Genomic DNA, 17,845 nt, shown 5'->3' on the forward strand with positions numbered 1-17,845 from the left:
TTGGCGGATCCCAAGTTCATAAATCTTCGTGCAAGCAAGCTTGCGTCAGATTTCCGAACTTTTGATCCTGGTATCAACAAAAACCTTGACAAAAGAAAAAAAGCCTACTATAGTAATGTCAGCCGAAACTGTTTCAAAAACAGGAAGAGGTACAGAGAAAAAGGTAGTGACAAAGAGGAGTAGATATTGTACCCCGTAAAGAGAGGGAACTTCGTGGCTGTGAGAGATCCCCGGCAGACAATATCGAAGGTAGCTTTGGAACCGGAAGACTGAACGTTTTTGATTGTAACTGTGAAGATGCTGAACAGTTACCGTTTTCAGACAGAAAATCAGTAAGCTTTCACGGCTGATCCCCGTTATCGGATAATGAGATGTATGGAACGCTTGTTGTTTCATATAAGCAAGGTGGTAACGCGAGACATTCGCCCTTCACACAGATGAGAACATCTGAGTGGAGGGCGTTTCTAATCTTCAAAAAGACAAAGGAGACAACCATGAGTAAAGAACTGGCAAAGACTTACGATCCGAAAGGACTCGAAGACCGTTTATACCAGAAATGGCTGGACAGCGGCTATTTTCATGCAAAAGTAAACAAAGCGAAGAAACCATTTACCATTGTTATGCCGCCGCCAAACGTAACAGGACAGCTGCATATGGGCCATGCACTGGATGAGACTATGCAGGATATCCTGATTCGTTTCAAGAGGATGCAGGGATACGAAGCACTGTGGCAGCCGGGAACCGACCATGCGGCAATCGCTACAGAGGTTAAGGTTATCAACAAATTAAAAGAACAGGGCATCGACAAAAACGAGATCGGAAGAGAAGAATTCTTAAAACATGCCTGGGCATGGAAAGAAGAGTACGGCGGAAAGATTATTAACCAGCTGAAAAAACTGGGCGCATCTGCGGACTGGGAAAGAGAGCGTTTCACGATGGACGAAGGATGTTCCAAAGCGGTGCAGGAAGTATTTATCCGTCTGTACAACAAAGGATATATCTACAAAGGATCCCGTATCATCAACTGGTGTCCGGTATGCCAGACCTCTATCTCTGACGCGGAGGTAGAACATGAGGATCAGGACGGATTCTTCTGGCACATTAACTACCCGGTAGTTGGAGAAGAAGGAAAATTCGTAGAGATCGCAACGACCCGTCCGGAGACACTTCTGGGAGATACCGCAGTAGCGGTAAACCCGGAAGATGACAGATATAAAGATCTGGTAGGAAAGATGCTGAAACTGCCGCTGACCGACCGTGAGATTCCGGTGATCGCCGATGCGTATGTAGACAAAGAGTTTGGAACTGGATGTGTAAAGATCACACCGGCACATGACCCGAATGACTTTGAAGTAGGAAAACGTCATAATCTGGAAGAAATCAACATTTTGAACGATGATGCAACCATCAACGATCTGGGTGGAAAATATGCAGGCATGGATCGCTATGAAGCAAGAAAAGCTATGGTGAAAGATCTGGAAGATCTGGGACTGTTGGTAAAAGTAGTACCCCACAGTCACAGTGTAGGAACCCATGACCGTTGTGGTACAACCGTAGAGCCGATGATCAAACCACAGTGGTTTGTAAAGATGGACGAGATGGCAAAAGCAGCTATTGACACTTTGAAAGACGGCGATCTTCAGTTTGTTCCGGAACGTTTTGATAAGACTTATTTGCACTGGCTGGAAAACATCCGTGACTGGTGTATCTCCCGTCAGTTATGGTGGGGACACAGAATCCCGGCTTATTACTGTGATGACTGCGGTGAGACCGTAGTGGCAAAAGAGATGCCGAAGATCTGCCCGAAATGTGGAAAAAATCATTTCCATCAGGATGAAGATACTCTGGATACCTGGTTTTCCTCCGCATTGTGGCCATTTTCCACACTGGGCTGGCCGGACAACACCGTAGAGATGGAATATTTCTATCCGACAGATGTACTGGTAACCGGATACGATATCATTTTCTTCTGGGTTATCCGTATGGTATTCTCCGCTCTGGAACAGACCGGAAAAGCACCTTTCCATCACGTACTGATCCACGGTCTGGTAAGAGATTCACAGGGAAGAAAGATGAGTAAATCTCTGGGTAACGGTATCGATCCGCTGGAAGTCATCGACAAGTACGGTGCGGATGCCCTGCGTCTTACATTAATGACCGGTAATGCACCTGGTAATGATATGCGTTTTTACTGGGAGCGTGTAGAGTCCAGCAGAAACTTTGCAAACAAAGTCTGGAACGCTTCCCGTTTTATCATGATGAACCTGGAAAAAGCGGAAGTTCCGTCTTCTATGGATCTTGCAAACCTGACGGCTGCAGATAAGTGGATTCTGTGCAAGTTCAATGATGTGGCAAAAGACGTTACCGATAACATGGAAAAATTTGAACTGGGTATTGCTGTACAGAAAGTATATGACTTTATCTGGGAAGAATTCTGTGACTGGTACATCGAGATGGTAAAACCGCGTCTTTATAACGATGGGGATACCACAAAGGCAGCAGCACTGTGGACACTGAAAACGGTTCTTGGCGGTGCACTGAAACTGCTGCATCCGTACATGCCGTTTATCACAGAAGAAATTTACTGTACTCTGAATCCGGAAGAAGAATCCATTATGATCGCTTCCTGGCCGGAATGGAAAAAAGAGTGGGATTTCAAACAGGATGAAAAAGATGTTGAGATGATTAAAGAGGCAGTCAGAAGCATCCGCGGCGTACGTACCGAGATGAATGTACCGCCGAGCAAAAAAGCTACCGTATATGTAGTGGCAGAAGATGCATCTGTAAGAGAAACCTTTGAAAAGGGTAAAATCTTCTTTGCAACACTGGCATCCGCAAGTGAAGTTCTGGTACAGTCTGATAAGAGCGGTATCGCAGAAGATGCAGTATCTGCAGTAATTCCGCAGGCGGTAATCTATATTCCGTTTGCAGAACTGGTGGATATTGAAAAAGAGATCCAGCGTCTGGAAAAAGAGGAAGGACGTCTGGAAAAAGAATTGGCCCGTGTCAACGGTATGCTGAGTAACGAACGTTTCATCAGCAAAGCCCCACAGGCCAAGATTGATGAGGAAAAAGGAAAGCTGGAAAAATACACACAGATGATGGAACAGGTAAAAGAAAGACTGGCACAGCTGCGGTAAGTTATGCGAGCAACGAGTCAAAGTCCATGCAATTACATGAGACACCGGTGATTGCCGCGATATCGGTTCGGAACATGTAGTGCGTGTTTCGAACCGATTTTGGGGGCGTATCTGAATACGATGAGATATCAGGTACGCTTCTGTATTTACGCAGCAGATAGGAGCAGAAAAAAACATGAAAAAAATCAATCTGAAAAAACCTACCCGCAATCAGGTGATTCGGATCTGTAACTTGTTGTCTGTACCCCTGCAGTTTCTGGGGTGCTGTGTACTGTATCTGGTAATCGAGGCGCTTTCCCGTCATTCGCTGCGGGAAGCCTGGCAGTATATGACAGGAAGCCCTCTGATCTTTTTATACAATGCATTTTTAATTTTTACCACAAGCCTTGTGGTATATCTGTTTAAACACAGAATCCTTGCCAGAACTATCGTGGGATGTTTCTGGTTTATTCTGGGATGCGTGAACGGATTCTTACTGTTAAACCGTGTAACTCCATTTACCGGACCGGATCTGAAACTGATTAATGACGCAATGCGTATTCTGAACAAGTATCTGTCCCCGGGACTGGTGGTTGCCGTACTGGTCGGGCTTGGTGTCCTGCTGTTATTTTTCATCTGGATGTTCCGAAAAGGCTGGAAATTTCAGGGAAAGATGCGCTACTGGCTGAATATTCCGCTGATTGTTGCTGGTGTGGCAGCTTTTGCGTTGACAAGTAAGCTGGCGATTGATAATCGTCTGTTATCCACGTATTTTGGAAATATTGCGTATGCATATCAGGATTACGGTTATCCATACTGTCTGGCAGTTACAATTTTCGATACCGGAATCAATGAGCCGAACGGATATTCTAAAGCATTGATGGAAGATATCGTGAACAGTGAAGGTGAGATCAAGGAAACCAAGAAAAAGAATACGGATGTCAACATCCTGTTTTTACAGCTGGAAACATTTATCGATCCGACCGAAGTGAATTTTCTTTCTTTTTCCGAGGATCCGATCCCGAACTTCCGAAAGTTAAGTGAGGAATATTCTTCCGGCTACTACAAAGTGCCGGCAGTAGGTGCGGGAACCGCGAATACGGAGTTTGAATCTATCACCGGTATGAGTCTTCATTATTTTGGGGCGGGAGAGTATCCGTATAAGACGATTCTGAAAGAGACGACCTGCGAGAGCGCAGCCTATGATCTTAAGAAGCTCGGTTACAGTACTCATGCGATCCATAACAATGAAGCGAATTTCTACGGAAGACGAACCGTATTTTCCAGACTTGGATTTGACACCTTTACTTCTGAGGAATATATGCCGGACATCAGTGATACCACACCGATGGGATGGGTGAAAGATCATATTCTGACTGATGAAATTTTTAAGGCCATGGAATCCACAGAAGGTCCGGATTATGTATATACGATCTCGGTACAGGGACATGGAGATTATCCAACCGAACCGGTACTTTCTGATCCGGAGATCAAAGTAACGGGAGCGGAATCTGAAGAGAAAAATAATGCATGGGAATATTATGTAAATCAGCTTCACGAGATGGATCAGTTTGTCAAAGAACTGACGGATCGTCTCTCTGAATTGGATGAGCGGGTGGTTCTCGTTATGTATGGAGATCATCTGCCGACCATGGATCTGAAAGTGGAGGACATGAAAAACCGTTATCTGTTCCAGACAAAATATGTGATGTGGAGCAACTTCGACATGAAGAAAAAAGACAAAAACATTGCCGCTTACCAGATGGCAGCGGAAGTGTTTAATCGTCTGGGAATTCATGAGGGAACGGTCTTTAACTATCATCAGACCAGAAAAGGAAGCAGGAATTATCAGCTGGATCTGCAGGCATTGCAGTATGATATCCTGTATGGAAAACAGTATGTTTACGGTGGTGAGAATCCGTTTGAGGCAACAAAGATGCAGCTTGGGATCTATCCTGCAACACTGGAACGGCTGGAGTCCATCGGAAATGGAAGCTATTATGTCTATGGAACCAATTTTACGGCAGCGAGCAGACTGGAGATTAACAAAGAACTGCAGGAAACACAGTACATCAGTCCGACACAGCTGTTGGTGCAGAATGTGGAACTGGCAGATGGCGATCAGGTGTCAGTTGCGACACAGAGTAACAGTTCCACAAAGAAAGTGCTGTCACGAACCGATTATCTTACATACAATGAGGATAATGGAGAACTGATGTCACAGGAAAACTATCAGGCAAAAAAATCAGCAAAAGCGATGCTTGAGCGGCTGAAGGAACAGCATGCAGAGAAAACAGAGGATGACGGGCAGGCAGCGGAAGAAACGCCAACAGAGGAAACAACACAGGAACTGTCTCTGACACCGGCACCTGCGTCCACACCGGAATCCTGAGAAAAGACCGGCTTCCGGTATTACGGAAACTGGAAAAAGTCAAAAGTTGCGACATAATTTACTTGATTATTACCACCACTATTATATAATGGAAAGTACCGGGAAACCGGACAAATACATTAGATAAAGTGGTGGTAATTTTGAATTATAGAGAAATCGTAGATTATATTGAAGAAATACCGAAGTTTACATCGAAAAATCCGCTGGATCACACGAAGGCACTGCTGAAGTGTCTGGGCGATCCCCAGAATCAGATGCAGGTGATCCATGTGGCGGGAACCAATGGAAAAGGAAGCGTCTGTGCATATCTGGATTCCATGCTCCGGGCAGGAGGTTACAAAGTTGGTTTATTTACTTCGCCACATCTGGTAAAGATCAATGAACGTTTTAAAATCAACGGAGAGATGATTTCCGATGAACGGTTTGTAAAAGTTTTTGAAGAAGTACAGAAGATTATTAAAAAGGCACAGGAAGACGGACTGGATCACCCGAGCTATTTTGAGACACTGTTTCTGATGGGAATGGTTGTTTTTAAAGAAGCAGATGTGGATTATGTGGTTCTGGAGACCGGCCTTGGTGGAAGACTGGATGCGACCAACACTGTAGATCATCCGCTGGCATGCATCATTACTTCTATCAGTCTGGATCATGTGGAATATCTGGGAGACACCATCGGAAAAATTGCCGGTGAAAAGGCAGGAATCATCAAACCACAGGTTCCGGTGATCTATGACGGACATCAGCCGGAGGCTTCCGAAGTGATTGAAAAACGTGCCAACGAACTGGGTTCCCCGGCATTTGCACTGACCGAGGACATGTATGAAATGCAGAAAAATACAAGAGAGGGCATTGATTTTTCCTTTCATTGTAAGTATTATAATACTGTTCAACTGTCGATTCCATATATTGCACCGTACCAGATGATGAATGCATCGCTGGCGTTTTTCACGATGGAACAGCTGCGGGATGTGCATAAGATTCCGTTGGAAAAGCTGATCGAGGGATTGAAAAATACGCACTGGGAAGGTCGTATGGAGACTGTTTTACCGGATGTGATCGTAGACGGGGCACACAATGCAGATGGTGTGGCGCGGTTTGTGGAGACGGCGTGTCATTTTGGAAAAGAACATCCGATTACGCTGTTATTTTCGGCAGTGGCTGATAAGGATTATGAAAAAATGATCCGTACAGTCAGCGAAAAGATCCGTCCGAGAGCAGTAGTTGCCACAGAAGTTGGCGGCAGCAGAGTTGTACCGGCTACGGAACTGGCAGAGTTTTTCAAGGAAGACGGATGTGAACAGGTGATCGCCGAGGCAAATGTAGGAGAGGCATTTGAAAAAGCGTTGTCTTTAAAGGGCGATGGAATGTTATTCTGCGTTGGATCTCTTTATCTGGTAGGTGAGATCAAGGAGTACCTTCAGAAGAATCCAGAAGCATAGGAGAGAAAAGAATGATTAATTACGAAGAGGAATTGAAAAAATTCAAACCCTGTCTTGATGTGGACGAGATCGAGAGTGCGGTATATACACGGGATCTGACCGATATCGTGGATATCCTGCAGGAGATGCTGAAAACAGAGAAAAAAGACCGGAAAGAATAAGGGGTAAAACATGAATTGTATGAATTGCGGAGCTCCGATCGGAAAGTCGGATTACTGTACGAGCTGCGGCTTTCATGTGGAAGTACAGAAGAAAATCTGGCAGTTGTCCAATACCTATTACAATCTGGGACTGGACAAGGCACAGATCCGGGATCTGTCCGGAGCCATTGATCTGTTAAAACGCAGTCTGAAGTTTAACAAGCTGAATGTTCAGGCGAGAAACCTGCTGGGACTGGTATATTTTGAGACCGGTGAGGCAGTGGCAGCGTTGAGTGAATGGATCATCAGTAAAAATATCATGCCGGAGAATAACATCGCTTCCGAGTACATCGAACGGCTGCAGCAGAATGCCAACAAACTGGATGTGATCAATCAGACTATCAAAAAGTATAATGACAGTCTGCAATGCTGTCGCAAAGGCAGTGAGGATGTGGCGGTGATCCAGCTGAAAAAGATTCTGAATCAGAATCCGAAGCTAATCAAGGGATATCATCTGCTGGCCCTGATCTACCTGAAAAAAGAAGAATATGAAAAAGCAAGACGAATTCTGAAAAAAGCGGCGAAGATTGATAAGACAAACTCCACAACGCTGCGCTTTTTGCGGGAAGTAGACGAACAGACCGGAACAATTACCAGCCTGGAACCAAGAAGGTGGGCATTTGGTCTGCGTGAGAAGGAAGAAAAGGTTTCGGGTAATCAGTCGATTGCCTATCGGACAGAAAATGATGTGGTGATCCAGCCACCGACCTTCCGTGAAAGCTCCATGGCAGCGACACTGCTGAATCTTGGATTTGGTTTTCTGGTGGGGGCCTGTCTGGTATGGTTTTTGATGGTACCTGCAAACACACAGCGGATCAATAAAGCGGCAAACGAAAAAGTCGTAAGCTACAGCAACACTATGGCGACACAGTCTGCTGAGATGAATAAGCTCCAGGAACAGATTGACCAGTCTGAAGAGACGGTGGCATCTGCCCAGCAGCAGATTGAGGATGCCCAGAATCAGACAAGCAGTTATGAGAATCTGATTAAAGCATATGCCGCTTTTCAGAGTGGAAATTATACTTCGGCAGCGAATGTTCTGCAGAATGTGCAGGCAGATCTGCTGTCTGTAGATGCAAAAGAAATTTATGATTCAATTTACAAGAGTATCCAGTCAACGATGAAGAATAATCTGAAAAGCCAGGGTGAACAGGCATTTTATGCCAAGGATTATGAGACGGCAATTACAGATTTGAATCAGGCACTGGAGATGGATGACAGCGATTATGAAGTATTAAATCTGTTGGCGCATTCTTATCGGCTTGACGAACAGTATGATAAAGCAGTGGAGATTTTCCAGAAGATCGTAGACCAGTTTCCGGGAACAAAACGTGCTTCCACCGCACAGAAATATATTGATAACGGTGGAAAGGGATTTGACAGCGTTGGTCAGAAAAACAGTTCCGGAACAGGAACTGCACAGACACAGGATCAGACAGGGAATCAGGAGACTGTTTCACAGGATACTGCAGAACAAAGCAGTGCAGGTGATACGTCAGATACACAGAATACAGGCGAGACCGGGGCCGATCAGAACGGCAATGGAGGAGAAGCCGAAGGAACTTCCGGAGAAAACGGACAATAAGAGAAACCTCAAAACGGGGGAAATACAAAAGAATTTGTATTTCCCCCGTTTTTTTGTAAAGATAAGGAACCGTTATAAATAATTAGAAAAGGGGAGGATATTTATGGAACAATTTCAGGTTAAGGGGCGGACTCTGGTCATACGGATGCCGAAAGAACTAGATCACCATACCACGGGGCAGATTCCGGGAATAGCAGATCGCATGATCGGCGAGAAGAATATTCAGCGGATTGAATTTGATTTTCGAGACACCGGATTCATGGACAGCTCAGGGATCGGAGTGATCATGGGACGGTATCAAAAGCTGCGGCTGCTTGGAGGCAGTGTGGCAGTGACCCACGTCAGCGATCGAATCTGGAGAATTTTGCATCTTGCAGGAGTGACAAAGGTGATTGAAGTAGAAAAAGAACGAAACTGGAAGGAAAGCAAATAAGGGGGAGAAACGATGGAACAGAAGAATGAAATGATGATTACGTTTGACAGCAGATCCAGTAATGAATCATTTGCAAGAGTGGCAGTAGCGGCGTTTACGACACAGTTAAATCCCACACTGGAAGAGGTAGCTGATATCAAGACCGCTGTATCTGAAGCAATTACAAATGCAATTATTCACGGATATGACAACCAGGTGAAAAAGATCCGGATCCGCTGTCGAGTCAGTGACCGGACCTTGTATGTAGAGGTGGAAGATGACGGAAAGGGAATTGCAGATGTGAAAAAGGCGATGGAACCCATGTATACAACAAGACCGGATCTGGATCGCTCCGGGATGGGTTTTGCTTTCATGGAAGCATTTATGGATCAGGTGGAAGTGGAATCGGAAGCAGGTGTGGGAACAATTGTCCGGATGAAAAAGACAATCGGACAGACACAGCAGCCATTTGCATAAAAGGAGGCCCTATGGAGCGTACCCTCAGATTGATACAGAGAGCACACGAAGGGGATAAGGAGGCGAGGGACATACTGGTGGAAGAGAATGTCGGGCTTGTCTGGAGTATTGTTCGCCGATTTCAAAACAGAGGTGTGGAATCGGAAGATCTGTTTCAGATCGGAACCATCGGGCTGATCAAAGCGGTGGATAAATTCGACTGCAGCTATGAGGTTTGCTTTTCCACCTATGCAGTTCCGATGATTGCCGGAGAGATCAAACGGTATCTGCGAGATGACGGGATACTGAAAGTAAGCCGTTCCCTGAAGGAAACAGCGGGGAAAGCCTACCGGATCCGGGAGCAGCAGGAAAAGCAGACGGGAAGAGAGCCGACTGTCCGGGAGATTGCCGGGATACTGGGAATCCCACCGGAGGAACTGATGGAGGCGATGGAGTCTTATGCGCAGGTGGAATCCCTGCAGCAGACAATTTACCAGGGAGAAGGCAATACCATCCTTCTGATAGACAAACTGGAAGAAAAAGTGAACCAGAGTGAACAGGTGCTGAACAGGTTGTTTTTGGAAGAAATCCTTGGAAAACTGGAAGGTGAAGAACGGGAATTGATCTATCAGCGGTATTTTCAGGAAAAAACACAGAGTGTGATTGCAAAAGAGATGGGAATTTCACAGGTACAGGTCTCGCGGATGGAAAAGAGAATTCTGAGAAAAATACAGGAGGAAGTATAGAGGATTCATTTTGACACATACTACTTACAAAAGAAAGGAAGTGGTAGGATGGCAGGAAAAAAATGGTGGATCTGGCTGTTTGCGATTCTCACAGCAGCCGGAGTACTAGTGGTGCTTCTGATGCAGCAGAATATGCCGGAGAAGCAAAAAGGAGGAACCCTGGTACAAAGACAGGAGGCAACGTGCTATGGGTGATGTACTGTATATACAGACAGACAAAAACCGGAAGATTACAGATCCACATGTCAGGCTTGGTGATATCTCAGATCTTACAAGCAATAATCCGGAAGTATTGCAAAGGTGCAAGGTGCTTCGGGTACTGACTCTGGAGTCGGGGAAATATGGCAGATATGCGGTTTCGGTCATGAAACTGATAGAACTGATCCAGAAAAAAGAAAAACAGGTGGAAGTGGTTCATGTCGGTGAACCGCAGTTTATCCTGACGTACGAGGATCCGGCTGGAAAAAGTGAGAGGATGAGCTGGTTGAAAACTGCGTTTGTGTGTCTGGTCACATTTTTTGGTACGATGTTTTCTATTATGACTTTCAACACGGATGTAGATATTCTAAAATTGTTTGAGCGGATCAGCAGCCAGTTTACTTCAGATCCAAGAGGACTGGCGATTCTGGAAGTGACGTATTCTGTGGGGATCGGTATTGGTGTTGTATTTTTCTTTAACCATTTTGGAAAATGGAAGATCACCGAGGATCCGACACCGATGGAAGTGGAGATGCGTGCATACGAGGAGCAGGTAGATCAGACGATTCTGGAGATGGAGAGCAGAAAGGAGAACAATTCCGGATGAGAGAAATCTTTCTTGGCATGCTGGGACTTTGCATGGGAACAACGATTGCAAGTGGCGTGGTGGCATTTATTATAAGCCTTGGAATTGTTCCAAGGTTTGCCGGGATTACCGGAAGTGCCGCACAGGTGCGTCTGTATGAGGAATGCTCCATGCTGGGGGCGGTGCTTGGCAATGTGGTTTTTCTGTATCAGCGAGCATTGCCACTGGGTAATCCGGGACTTGCAGTTTACGGAAGCTTTTCCGGAATTTTTCTTGGAAGCTGGGTGGTGGCACTGGGTGAGGTGGTGAATATTTATGCGATTTTGATTCGAAGGATCGGTCTTGTGAAAGGAATTGGACTGGTAATCCTCAGCATGGCACTTGGAAAAGTGGTGGGTTCTCTTTGGTTTTTCTTTTTCTGACGGGAGATCAATAACCGAAAAAATGATAAATCCGGGGATAAAACCAGGAAGCCCGGAAGATACTGAGTGTGTAAGAAATGAAAAACAGAAAAAAGACAGGTAAAATTACCTGGATATGAGGATGAAACGATGCAGAAAGACAGAGAAAAACAGCAGTTATATGAAGAATATGTCAAAAAGGTGACTCCAACGCACAGTTTGCCTGCCAATATGGTAAAAGCCTTTCTGGTGGGCGGTCTGATCTGTGTGTCAGGACAGGCAGTCACTGAATGGGCACTGGCAGCAGGTATGGATGAGAAAACAGCTGGAACCTGGTGTTCCATTGCCTTGATCTTTCTGAGTGCCCTGACTACGGGTATGAACCTTTATCCACGGCTGGCAAAATGGGGAGGAGCAGGCACCCTTGTGCCGATCACAGGATTTGCCAATTCTGTGGCGGCACCGGCAGTGGAATACCAGAAAGAAGGACAGGTATTTGGAATCGGAAGCAAGATATTTACCATAGCGGGACCGGTGATACTTTATGGGGTGCTGACCTCATGGGCGTTGGGTCTGATACAGTACGTGGCAGAAAGGTGGTAGCAGATGGAGATCGGGAAACAGAGTATTCGGTTGGAAAAGCCGGTCTATGTGGAAAGCTGGGCATCGGTTGTTGGAAAAAAAGAGGGGGAAGGTCCACTGGCTCCTTTTTTTGATGAGATTGCGACGGATGATCAGCTGGGGCAGGATAACTGGGAAGAAGCAGAGAGTATGCTGCAACAGAAGGCGGCGAGGCTGGCAATCAAAAAAGCAGGATGCTGCCCGGAAGATATACGAATCATCTTCGCGGGGGATCTGCTGGCACAGTCCATCGCTTCTTCCTTCGGGAGCGGCGAACTGGAGCGTCCAATGTATGGAGTATTCGGGGCGTGTTCCACGATGGGTGAAGCACTGAGCCTTGGGGCGATCACAGTTTCGGCAGGACACGGAGAACGGGTTCTGGCAGTGACATCGAGTCATTTTGCAACGGCAGAGAAAGAATTTCGTTTTCCGCTGGGTTACGGAAACCAGAGGCCATTGTCCGCTTCCTGGACTGTTACGGGAAGTGGTGCCTGTGTGTTAAACAGGAAAAAGGGGAGGGTGAAGATCACGGGGCTTACCATCGGGAAAGTGGTAGACTATGGATTAAAAGATTCCCAGAATATGGGAGCATGTATGGCACCAGCAGCTTGCAGCACCATAGTACAGAACCTGAAAGACTTTGGAAGAAAACCCGGAGAGTATGATCAGATTATTACCGGAGATCTTGGTTATATCGGACAGCAGATATTACTGGACCTTTTGGAAAAAGAAGGGTATCAGGCAGGGAAAAATCACAAAGATTGTGGAATTTTGATGTACGATCAGAAAACACAGGATACCCATGCGGGAGGAAGCGGCTGTGGCTGCAGTGCTTCTGTACTTGCCGGTTATATCCTGCCAAAGATTGCCTGCGGTGACTGGAAACGGGTACTTTTTGTGCCAACAGGGGCGCTGATGTCAAAAGTGAGCTTTTATGAAGGAAACAGTGTGCCGGGAATCGCCCAGGGCGTAGTACTGGAATGGGAAGAAGGGGAGGTGGAACAGACATGCTGATGAATTATATCCATGCTTTCTGGGTAGGCGGACTGATCTGTGCACTGGTGCAGATCCTTCTGGATAAGACCAGGCTGATGCCGGGAAGAGTCATGGTTCTTCTGGTATGTACGGGAAGTGTGCTGAGTGCTCTGCATTTGTACGAACCGTTGGTGGATTATGCCGGTGCAGGTGCCAGTGTTCCGCTGATCGGATTCGGACATTTGTTATTTCAGGGTGTGAAAGAAGAGATGGAACAGGTGGGTGTTCTGGGAGTATTTACCGGAGGGTTAAAAGCCAGTGCCGGAGGTATCAGTGCTGCGCTGATTTTCGGATATCTTGCGAGCCTGTTTTTTCATCCGCAGATGAAAAAATAAAGAAGAAAGAGACCTTCAGCTCTTGCCACATACGGAAAAGATATAGTATAATAATATAGTTTATGTGTAAGTGCCAGCGGGATCGATACAAAGATCCCGCAACAGAAAATGAAAAGGTGATTAATTTGAGAGAAGAAGTAATCAAAAGACTGGAACAGACAGTGGAAAATGATCAGTTTCTGCGGAATGAACCAATGAAGAAACATATTACTTTCCGTGTAGGAGGACCGGCAGCATGTTTTCTGATGCCATCCACAAAAGAACAGATTGAAGAAATCGTACATATCTGTCAGGAAGAAAAGACGCCCTGCTTTATTCTTGGAAATGGCAGCAATCTGCTGGTAAGTGATCAGGGATATGACGGAGCTGTGTTGCAGATCTATAAAAATATGAATCAGGTTGCGGTGAATGGAGAACAGCTGCAGGTACAGGCAGGAGCGCTGTTATCCGCTATAGCCAGAAAGGCACTGGATGCAGGACTTACCGGCATGGAATTTGCAGCGGGAATTCCGGGAACTCTGGGAGGCGCTGTAGTTATGAATGCAGGCGCTTACGGCGGGGAGATGAAAGATATTCTGGAATCCGTCACTGTGCTCACACCAAAGGGAGAACAGAAGAAACTGTATAAAGAAGAACTGCAGCTGGGATATCGGACCAGTGTGGTAAAAGAAAAGGGTTATATTGTTCTGGAAGCGGTTCTGAATCTGAAAAAAGGAGATCCGGAAGCGATAAAAAGCCGTATGGATGAACTGAAAGAGCAGCGTGTGACAAAACAGCCATTAGAGTATCCAAGTGCAGGAAGTACCTTCAAAAGACCGGAAGGATATTTTGCCGGAAAACTGATTCAGGATGCCGGTCTTCGCGGTTATCAGGTTGGTGGTGCACAGGTATCGGAAAAACACTGTGGCTTTGTGATCAATAAAGAAAATGCGACAGCGACAGATGTGGTGAATCTGATTCACGATGTACAGCGGATCGTATATGAAAAATTTCAGGTGCAGCTGGATACAGAAGTGAAATTTCTTGGGGAATTTTAAAAGCGAAAGAGGAGCAACATGAGATTTGTAATTGTTACGGGAATGTCCGGTGCGGGAAAAAGTACTGCACTGAAAATACTGGAAGATGCAGGTTATTTTTGTGTGGATAACCTTCCGATTCCACTTCTGGAAAAATTCGCACAGTTTATTGTGGAAGGAAACTCGGGAAGTATCCAGAAGGTGGCTCTTGGAGTAGATGTGCGAAGCGGCGGCGGGATGGAAGGAGTGGAAAAAGCGCTGGAAGAGATCCGGCTGACCGGACTTGAATATGAGATACTGTTTCTGGATGCCGAAGATGAGGTACTGGTAAAACGCTATAAGGAAACCAGAAGAACACATCCGCTGGCCGGAAGCGGCAGAGTGGAGAACGGCATCCGGGAAGAACGCAGAAGATTAAAATATCTGAAAGAGCATGCGGATTATATTCTCGACAGCAGCCAGCTTCTGACAAGAGAACTGAAGGCAGAACTGGATAAGATCTTCGTGAAAAATCTGGGTTTTAAAAATCTGATGATCACCGTTCTGTCTTTTGGATTTAAATACGGAATTCCATCGGATTCAGATCTGGTATTCGATGTGAGATTTTTGCCCAATCCATATTACATTGATGAACTCCGTCCGTTAAGTGGAAATGACAAACCGGTCAGTGATTATGTGATGAACTGTGAAGCATCCAGAATTTTTCTGGATAAACTGGCAGACATGGTTTCATTCCTGATTCCGAACTATATTCTGGAGGGAAAGAATCAACTGGTTGTCAGCATCGGATGTACCGGTGGAAAACATCGTTCGGTGACACTGGCAAATGCATTGTATCAGCGTCTGGAACAGTCAGAAGAATATGGAGTACGGATTGAACACAGAGACATTGGTAAGGATGCTATCCGAAAGAAAATGAATGAAGTGAGGTAAGAGTGCATGTCCTTTTGCGGTAAAGTGAAAGAGGAATTATCCCGGCAGATATCCACGGCGCGTCATTGCCAGATTGCAGAGATCGCTGCGATCTTAAGTGTCTGTGGGCAGGTCAGTATCTCGGCTAACGATCACTTTTGCGTGACCGTACATACAGAAAATGTGTCTGTGGCAAGAAAGTACTTTACATTAGTAGAAAAAACATTTAATATAGAAGCTGTAATTCACGTTCGGAAGAATGCTTACCTGAAAAAGTCCAATGTATATAAGGTAGAAGTACCTTCCCATGAGGATACGGTTCGAATTCTTCAGGCTACCAAATTTATGTCGCCGGAACAGGAGATTGCAGATGACCTGTCTGTTATGAGCCGTCTGGTGATACAAAAAGAATGTTGTAAAAGAGCATTTTTGAGGGGAACGTTTTTAGCTGCAGGTTCTATCAGCGATCCGGAGAAAGGATATCATCTGGAAATTGTCTGCTCAACTATGGAACGGGCGGAACAGATACAGTCTATCATGAAAGAATTTGAGCTGGATGCGAGAATTGTTACAAGAAAGAAAAACCAGGTGGTTTATCTGAAAGAGGGATCCCAGATCGTAGATTTTCTGGGAGTGGTAGAAGCAGGAATCGCTCTGATGAATCTGGAGAATATTCGAATCAGGAAGGAAATCAGCAACAATATTAACCGTAAAGTGAACTGCGAGACTGCCAACATCGGGAAAACGGTTTCGGCAGCAGTAAAACAGATAGAAGATATCAGGTATATTGAAACACATGTGGGCTTCTCACAACTCACGGAGGAGTTGGAGGAGACCGCAGTTTGTCGGTTACGTTATCCGGAAGCGACTCTGAAAGAACTGGGGGAGATGATGAATCCTCCGGTGGGGAAATCAGGAGTGAATCACAGACTTCGTAAACTTGGAAGAATTGCCGATGAACTGCGGGGAAATAAGGAGGATTATAATGATTAAGAAACCAATTACAATTCAGATTTCCAATGGATTAGAAGCAAGACCGGTAGCGATGCTTGTACAGGTTGCCAGCCAGTATGAAAGCAGAATCCAGGTGGAAAGCGGAGATAAACATGTCAATGCAAAAAGTATCATGGGTATGATGACACTTGGGCTGAATGTAGGTGAAAGCGTTACAATTTGTGCAGAAGGTACAGATGAAGAAGCGGCTATCGAAGGAATTGAAAAATATCTGACAAGTAAGTAATAGATAGGTAATTTGCCAATTATATAGCGAACAAGTAACTGTTCAGTACCTTCACAGTTACGAGCAAAAATGCATTTAAAATCACCTTCGGTGATGGCATTTTGGCTTGTATGTCTCGGGATTTTGGCATATTCATGCCAAAACACCTCGCGGTACAGTGGCTACTGAATAGTTACGCGAACAATTACAAAAGACAGGGACGTCCGAAGAGAATGTCCCTGTCTTTTGTAATTTTAAAATAATTCTTTTACCCGGAAATGGTAACTGTAAAAGTCTTCGAATCCAAGAGAAAGATACAGCCGCTTGGCAGGAGTATTCCCCTCTACGACCTGCAGATAAGCCCCGGTCATTCCCAGCTCTTTTCCGCGATTTAACAAAGAAGTACAAATGGAACGGGCATATTGGCGTCCGCGGTAATGAGGATGCACATGGATCGCATAGATTCCCATGTAGGAACGATCCAAAATGCCGAGTCCGATAGCGACAATCTGTCCGTCGCTATTGGTAATGGAAGCGGCAAGAGTGTCTTTTGGAATTGCATGGTACATAGAAGGTACAATCTGACGATGTATGGCACTGGTTGTACTTTTTAAGGCAAACAACGACTGAATCCACCGGTCATTGATGGTACGTTCCAGCCGCACACTGACAGGTGGCATGGTGATCTGCCAGGGAGCCAGATCCAGGGTCATTACTTCCGTGACGTGTTGCACTGCATATCTGCGGTCGATCAGCCGCTTTTCAAAATCATCCGGAAGAAGAGGCGTGATCTTGAAGATGGAAGGCGTTCCCCAGCGATGGTAAGCGTCTTCGCAGAAATTAATTTTTTCTTCGATAGGGATCGAGGATGGTCCAATCTGTTCCACACAGTTGGTTCTGTGAGTATAAAAATAAGAAAAACGCAGAAGCCATCCGTCATAGAGCTGAATCTGATGAGAGGGCCACGCGTTCAAAGAAAGATCTTCGATCATTTTGATGGTGGGTTTCATAGTAAATACCTCCGTATACTTTCATTATAATAAAGAAGAAAAATACAGGCAACAAAAAATAAGAAAAAACTTACAATTTTTAAAACAGGTTGCAGAAGCTGTTAAAAGGGGATATAATAAGGGGCATGATATGAATACTGCCCTAAAAGGCAGTATTATCAGT

At 45.4% G+C, this 17,845-nt stretch carries 19 protein-coding genes and 1 other annotated feature; of the genes, 18 read left to right on the top strand and 1 reads right to left on the bottom strand.

Translation table 11 applies throughout. From position 1 onward, the window contains the following. Positions 1 to 157: 157 nt before the first annotated feature. Positions 158 to 433: a binding site (T-box leader), on the top strand. A gap of 61 nt (positions 434 to 494) precedes the next feature. The 18 genes from MSA64_RS07605 to MSA64_RS07690 all read left to right on the top strand — a co-directional run bounded on the left by MSA64_RS07605 (position 495) and on the right by MSA64_RS07690 (position 16,693). Continuing rightward, a complete protein-coding gene (locus MSA64_RS07605) occupies positions 495 to 3,140 on the top strand; it encodes a valine--tRNA ligase (protein ID WP_287891211.1) in 2,646 nt (881 codons plus the stop codon). A gap of 175 nt (positions 3,141 to 3,315) precedes the next feature. Next, a complete protein-coding gene (locus MSA64_RS07610; protein ID WP_287891213.1) occupies positions 3,316 to 5,511 on the top strand; it encodes an LTA synthase family protein in 2,196 nt (731 codons plus the stop codon). A gap of 131 nt (positions 5,512 to 5,642) precedes the next feature. Continuing rightward, complete coding sequence (locus tag MSA64_RS07615; RefSeq protein WP_328597440.1) at positions 5,643 to 6,950, top strand: bifunctional folylpolyglutamate synthase/dihydrofolate synthase; 1,308 nt, start codon at positions 5,643 to 5,645, stop codon at positions 6,948 to 6,950. Between the two features lie 11 nt (positions 6,951 to 6,961). After that, on the top strand, positions 6,962 to 7,111 hold the full coding sequence (locus tag MSA64_RS07620) for a hypothetical protein (RefSeq protein WP_022172050.1): 150 nt from the start codon (positions 6,962 to 6,964) through the stop codon (positions 7,109 to 7,111). A 10-nt stretch (positions 7,112 to 7,121) separates the two neighbouring features. After that, entirely contained in the window at positions 7,122 to 8,735 is a 1,614-nt protein-coding gene (locus MSA64_RS07625) for a tetratricopeptide repeat protein (RefSeq protein ID WP_287891215.1), read from the top strand. Positions 8,736 to 8,838: 103 nt separating this feature from the next. Continuing rightward, on the top strand, positions 8,839 to 9,168 hold the full coding sequence (locus tag MSA64_RS07630) for an STAS domain-containing protein (protein WP_022172052.1): 330 nt from the start codon (positions 8,839 to 8,841) through the stop codon (positions 9,166 to 9,168). Positions 9,169 to 9,180: 12 nt separating this feature from the next. Beyond that, positions 9,181 to 9,624, top strand: coding sequence for an anti-sigma F factor (gene spoIIAB / locus MSA64_RS07635; RefSeq protein ID WP_022172053.1), 444 nt, complete (start codon positions 9,181 to 9,183; stop codon positions 9,622 to 9,624). Positions 9,625 to 9,635: 11 nt separating this feature from the next. Continuing rightward, positions 9,636 to 10,349, top strand: coding sequence for a SigF/SigG family RNA polymerase sporulation sigma factor (locus MSA64_RS07640; protein ID WP_106491823.1), 714 nt, complete (start codon positions 9,636 to 9,638; stop codon positions 10,347 to 10,349). A 48-nt stretch (positions 10,350 to 10,397) separates the two neighbouring features. Further along, positions 10,398 to 10,544, top strand: coding sequence for a hypothetical protein (locus MSA64_RS07645; protein ID WP_154432033.1), 147 nt, complete (start codon positions 10,398 to 10,400; stop codon positions 10,542 to 10,544). After that, the gene (locus MSA64_RS07650; protein ID WP_287891218.1) at positions 10,537 to 11,154 is read left to right on the top strand and encodes a stage V sporulation protein AA; all 618 of its coding nucleotides are present in this window, start codon (positions 10,537 to 10,539) and stop codon (positions 11,152 to 11,154) included. Before MSA64_RS07645 ends, MSA64_RS07650 begins: the two co-directional genes overlap by 8 nt. After that, positions 11,151 to 11,555, top strand: coding sequence for a stage V sporulation protein AB (locus tag MSA64_RS07655; protein ID WP_022172057.1), 405 nt, complete (start codon positions 11,151 to 11,153; stop codon positions 11,553 to 11,555). The genes MSA64_RS07650 and MSA64_RS07655 overlap by 4 nt, the downstream gene beginning before the upstream one ends. Positions 11,556 to 11,684: 129 nt before the next feature. Beyond that, positions 11,685 to 12,137 carry a SpoVA/SpoVAEb family sporulation membrane protein gene (locus tag MSA64_RS07660; protein WP_106491825.1) on the top strand — a complete coding sequence of 151 codons (453 nt, stop codon included), beginning with the start codon at positions 11,685 to 11,687 and terminating at the stop codon, positions 12,135 to 12,137. 3 nt (positions 12,138 to 12,140) lie between these two features. Then, a complete protein-coding gene (locus MSA64_RS07665; RefSeq protein ID WP_287891219.1) occupies positions 12,141 to 13,169 on the top strand; it encodes a stage V sporulation protein AD in 1,029 nt (342 codons plus the stop codon). After that, positions 13,169 to 13,525, top strand: coding sequence for a stage V sporulation protein AE (spoVAE, locus tag MSA64_RS07670; protein ID WP_106491961.1), 357 nt, complete (start codon positions 13,169 to 13,171; stop codon positions 13,523 to 13,525). The genes MSA64_RS07665 and spoVAE overlap by 1 nt, the downstream gene beginning before the upstream one ends. A 125-nt stretch (positions 13,526 to 13,650) precedes the next feature. Further along, complete coding sequence (murB, locus tag MSA64_RS07675; protein WP_287891220.1) at positions 13,651 to 14,562, top strand: UDP-N-acetylmuramate dehydrogenase; 912 nt, start codon at positions 13,651 to 13,653, stop codon at positions 14,560 to 14,562. A gap of 18 nt (positions 14,563 to 14,580) precedes the next feature. Beyond that, positions 14,581 to 15,474: an RNase adapter RapZ gene (rapZ, locus tag MSA64_RS07680; protein ID WP_106491828.1), complete on the top strand. Its 894-nt coding sequence runs from the start codon at positions 14,581 to 14,583 to the stop codon at positions 15,472 to 15,474. A gap of 6 nt (positions 15,475 to 15,480) precedes the next feature. After that, positions 15,481 to 16,446 (top strand): DNA-binding protein WhiA, encoded by a 966-nt coding sequence (gene whiA, locus MSA64_RS07685; RefSeq protein ID WP_287891223.1) that lies wholly within the window; start codon positions 15,481 to 15,483, stop codon positions 16,444 to 16,446. Further along, positions 16,439 to 16,693, top strand: coding sequence for an HPr family phosphocarrier protein (locus MSA64_RS07690; protein ID WP_022172064.1), 255 nt, complete (start codon positions 16,439 to 16,441; stop codon positions 16,691 to 16,693). Before whiA ends, MSA64_RS07690 begins: the two co-directional genes overlap by 8 nt. A gap of 233 nt (positions 16,694 to 16,926) precedes the next feature. Here the strand turns inward: MSA64_RS07690 and MSA64_RS07695 are convergent, their stop codons facing one another. Beyond that, a complete protein-coding gene (locus tag MSA64_RS07695) occupies positions 16,927 to 17,682 on the bottom strand; it encodes a GNAT family N-acetyltransferase (protein WP_154432043.1) in 756 nt (251 codons plus the stop codon). Between the last annotated feature and the right edge of the window lie 163 nt (positions 17,683 to 17,845).

This window comes from Oliverpabstia sp., assembly GCF_022785585.1.
Taxonomy (GTDB): Bacteria; Bacillota; Clostridia; order Lachnospirales; family Lachnospiraceae; genus Oliverpabstia; species Oliverpabstia intestinalis.

Coding starts and splice junctions, on each gene's coding strand:
- MSA64_RS07605 (WP_287891211.1), top strand. CDS start 495: ATGAGTAAAGAACTGGCAAAGACTTACGATCCGAAAGGACTCGAAGAC.
- MSA64_RS07610 (WP_287891213.1), top strand. CDS start 3,316: ATGAAAAAAATCAATCTGAAAAAACCTACCCGCAATCAGGTGATTCGG.
- MSA64_RS07620 (WP_022172050.1), top strand. CDS start 6,962: ATGATTAATTACGAAGAGGAATTGAAAAAATTCAAACCCTGTCTTGAT.
- MSA64_RS07625 (WP_287891215.1), top strand. CDS start 7,122: ATGAATTGTATGAATTGCGGAGCTCCGATCGGAAAGTCGGATTACTGT.
- MSA64_RS07630 (WP_022172052.1), top strand. CDS start 8,839: ATGGAACAATTTCAGGTTAAGGGGCGGACTCTGGTCATACGGATGCCG.
- spoIIAB (WP_022172053.1), top strand. CDS start 9,181: ATGGAACAGAAGAATGAAATGATGATTACGTTTGACAGCAGATCCAGT.
- MSA64_RS07640 (WP_106491823.1), top strand. CDS start 9,636: ATGGAGCGTACCCTCAGATTGATACAGAGAGCACACGAAGGGGATAAG.
- MSA64_RS07645 (WP_154432033.1), top strand. CDS start 10,398: ATGGCAGGAAAAAAATGGTGGATCTGGCTGTTTGCGATTCTCACAGCA.
- MSA64_RS07650 (WP_287891218.1), top strand. CDS start 10,537: ATGGGTGATGTACTGTATATACAGACAGACAAAAACCGGAAGATTACA.
- MSA64_RS07655 (WP_022172057.1), top strand. CDS start 11,151: ATGAGAGAAATCTTTCTTGGCATGCTGGGACTTTGCATGGGAACAACG.
- MSA64_RS07660 (WP_106491825.1), top strand. CDS start 11,685: ATGCAGAAAGACAGAGAAAAACAGCAGTTATATGAAGAATATGTCAAA.
- MSA64_RS07665 (WP_287891219.1), top strand. CDS start 12,141: ATGGAGATCGGGAAACAGAGTATTCGGTTGGAAAAGCCGGTCTATGTG.
- spoVAE (WP_106491961.1), top strand. CDS start 13,169: ATGAATTATATCCATGCTTTCTGGGTAGGCGGACTGATCTGTGCACTG.
- rapZ (WP_106491828.1), top strand. CDS start 14,581: ATGAGATTTGTAATTGTTACGGGAATGTCCGGTGCGGGAAAAAGTACT.
- whiA (WP_287891223.1), top strand. CDS start 15,481: ATGTCCTTTTGCGGTAAAGTGAAAGAGGAATTATCCCGGCAGATATCC.
- MSA64_RS07690 (WP_022172064.1), top strand. CDS start 16,439: ATGATTAAGAAACCAATTACAATTCAGATTTCCAATGGATTAGAAGCA.
- MSA64_RS07695 (WP_154432043.1), bottom strand. CDS start 17,682: ATGAAACCCACCATCAAAATGATCGAAGATCTTTCTTTGAACGCGTGG.